Origin of the sequence: Roseomonas sp. TAS13 (genome assembly GCF_001950415.1) — a bacterium.
Taxonomy (GTDB): Bacteria; Pseudomonadota; Alphaproteobacteria; order Acetobacterales; family Acetobacteraceae; genus Roseomonas; species Roseomonas mucosa.
On record NZ_BDLP01000477.1, the window covers coordinates 1 to 2,820 of the forward strand.

A 2,820-nucleotide genomic window follows, 5' to 3' on the forward strand; every position below is an offset into this window, starting at 1 on the left:
GCAAGGAGCGGCCGGTCTGCCAGGTGCTGCGCGTGCGCGACGAGAAGGCCGATCTCACCCACCTCGCCCTGCTGGCGATCTCGAGCCAGCCGCCGGCATCCGGTCAGGCCGCCCTGGAGATCCCCGACATCGACCGTCGCCGCGCCGGGCTGACCGCGTATCCCAGGGCCTGGATCTATGTCTCGGAGTGGAACTACGACATCGCGGAGAGGTCGTTCCACCTCGACCCGGCCCTGAAGCCGCTTGGCCACCTCACCCCGCGCTTCCTGGCCATCGTGGCGCGTGCCTTCTCGGCAACGGTCAGGCTTTCCCGGGCGCGCGTGGACCGCACCCGATGACGGCCGGGCCGTGCAGGGCCGGCTTCCAGGCAGCGAACCGAGAACCCAGGATGAGCTTCTGATCCGGAAAGGGGAGCGGGTCGGCGAGCCTTCCCCGCTGTCAGGGATGCGTCTGGCGCCGCAAGGGTATGTCGGCTGCGGCTTCCCGCGCATGAGCACGCCCTTGCGGCGCCGACCGCTCCCCGGCCGCTGAACTGGTAGGGGCGGGAGAGGCGGGACAGCGCGATCCGGCACCGGAGGACGGCTACGTCTCGTCTGGATATCGGGAAATCGGGAAAGCATGGAAACGGGCAAGTAGTTGTCTGGTCGCGGAACATTGTTGGGATCCGGTGGGCTTGGCCATCGTAGACTACGCCTGTCGCTTCGAGCGCCTGAAGGGCGCCGTGCCGGGAGGGAGGTGAGCGGTGCTCCAGATCCACCCTAACGCCCGTACCACCCCCGCCGTCCGGGTCGAGATCGCCCGGTCCTCCGAGCCCTCGGGCGTCCTCGCCCGCCGCTTCGGGGTGAGCAGCGAGACTATCCGAAAGTGGCGCAAGCGAGGTCCTTCGGACTGCCTGGACCACTCCGCCCGGCCCCACAAGCTGCCCTGGAAAGCCACCGAGGAGGAGCGCGCGGTGGTCTGTGCCGTGCGCCGGGCCACTCACTTCTCCCTCGATGACCTCACCTTCGTCGTGACCCACTTTCTGCCGCACCTGAACCGCGACAGCATCTGGCGCATCCTCAGGTCGGAGGGCCTGAGCCGTCGGCCACCGCCCCTGTCCGGTAGGCCTGTCCGAGGCCAGGGCACCTTCCGCGACTATGATCTCGGCTTCGTCCACATCGACATCAAGCACCTGCCGAAGCTGCAGACCAGCAATGGCGAGCGCCGCAAGCGCTACCTCTATGTCGCCATCGACCGCCGGTCTCGCTCCGTTCACCTGGCCGTCAAGGATGACGAGACCGAGCGCAGCGCCATCGCCTTCCTCCGCGAGGCGGCCAAGGCCTTCCCGTTCCGCCTCACCCACGTGCTGACCGACAATGGCAGCTGTTTCACACCTGCCTTCGCCCGCGTCTGCGCCGAACTCGGCGCAGAGTACCGCCACACCCGGCCCTACTCGCCGCAAACGAACGGCATGGTGGAGAGGTTCAACGGCCGGGTTGGCAGCGAGGTGCTCGGCATCACCATCTGGTCCCACGCCCAATTGGAGCAGCTGCTCCAGGGCTTCAACGCCGCCTACAACGCACGCCGCCAGCGCGTCCTCGACGGCAGGACGCCCGATCAGGTCGTCAAGGAACGCCTCCGGGCACGACGAAAGCTCGCCCGACCCAAGCCCGAGATACCTGAAGGGCGCGCCGGGCCAGACGACATCGCCCGCGCACGCCTCATCGTTGAGGATGCCAAGGAGGTCTCGCAACCAGACAAATAGGTGTCACGGGCATTATGCTGCGTACTGGACGGAGGCGGCCTGGAAGAAGGCGCGGATTTTGGCAGGCCGGCGCTGCAGACCGCGCATATAGGAGGTCAGGCCGGACCTGAGAGATGCCTTGTCACGCGGTACACGCCGGCGCGCCAAGGCTTGCTTGACGTCGTTGTTCAGGAACTCGTCCGGATTGTGCTCGGGTGCGTAGGGTGGAAGGTAGAACAGCTCGATCCGCTCGGTGTTCGCCGCAGCCCAGGTCGTGACCAGCCTGGCCCGATGAACCCGCAGGTTGTCGAGGATGACAAACAGCTTCCGCCCAGCGCCGTTCACCAGCCGGCGCAGAAAGGTCAGGAAGGTCGCAGCGGTGAGTGCGCCGTCATAGACCATGAAGCGCAGCGTGCCGCGGTTGGTCAGGCTGGAGATCACCGACTGCGAGACGCGGGTTGCCGGCCTTGGCACGACAGGTGTCTCGCCACGGGGCGCGAAGCTGCGGCCGTAGTTGGCCTGGTTGGACAGGCCGGTCTCGTCGGCCCAGTGGATCTCGGCGCCCACCGCCTTTGCCCGGGCCGCGATGGCTGGATACTCCTGTTCCAGCCAGGCACGGACCGCCGGCTCCCGCCGCTCGATGGCCCGCCGCGCCGGGCGCTGCATGGTGAAGCCCCAAGCGCGCAGGGCGCGTCCAATGGCCGAGGCCGACAAGCGCACCCCTGCTTCCTGCCCGATCAGCACGCCCACTGCCGCACGGGTCCATAGCGCAAAGGGTAGCCGCAACTGGTCCGGGCACTTGCTCGCCAGCAGCCGCCCGAGCCTGCTCTCCTGCAGAGGTGACAGGGCCTTCTGTTCGCCCGGTCGGCGGCCACCCCGCCCACCCGAGTGCGTATTCCGGTGATCCTGATCGGCTGATCCAGCCGAAGGTGATCATGCAATCCGGTGATCGTGATCATCTGCCCCCTGGTTGTGGATCGGCATGGAATAGGAACCCTGTTGGAGGGGTGATCGGCGTCCAAACGGGACCCCACTGACGGCGGGGTTCACAGTGGTTTCCGGGATGATCGGGAGCCAGTGCTGGGATGCTGGTCGTG

Annotated in this window: 2 protein-coding genes and 1 pseudogene; 2 read left to right on the forward strand and 1 reads right to left on the reverse strand. The window is 67.4% G+C overall.

Annotated features, from left to right (window positions below; translation table 11 throughout):
- Together ROTAS13_RS22360 and ROTAS13_RS22365 are read left to right on the forward strand one after the other, a co-directional pair.
- A partial coding sequence (locus ROTAS13_RS22360; protein ID WP_216348718.1) for a hypothetical protein occupies positions 1 to 338 on the forward strand: 338 nt, incomplete at its 5' end.
- Between the two features lie 404 nt (positions 339 to 742).
- Positions 743 to 1,744, forward strand: a complete 1,002-nt coding sequence (locus ROTAS13_RS22365; RefSeq protein WP_075823486.1) for a DDE-type integrase/transposase/recombinase — start codon at positions 743 to 745, stop codon at positions 1,742 to 1,744.
- Positions 1,745 to 1,756: 12 nt separating this feature from the next.
- On the opposite strand, the pseudogene ROTAS13_RS22370 reads toward ROTAS13_RS22365, so the two are convergent.
- Positions 1,757 to 2,584, reverse strand: a pseudogene (locus ROTAS13_RS22370) (IS630 family transposase); the annotation flags it as partial.
- Positions 2,585 to 2,820 lie beyond the last annotated feature (236 nt).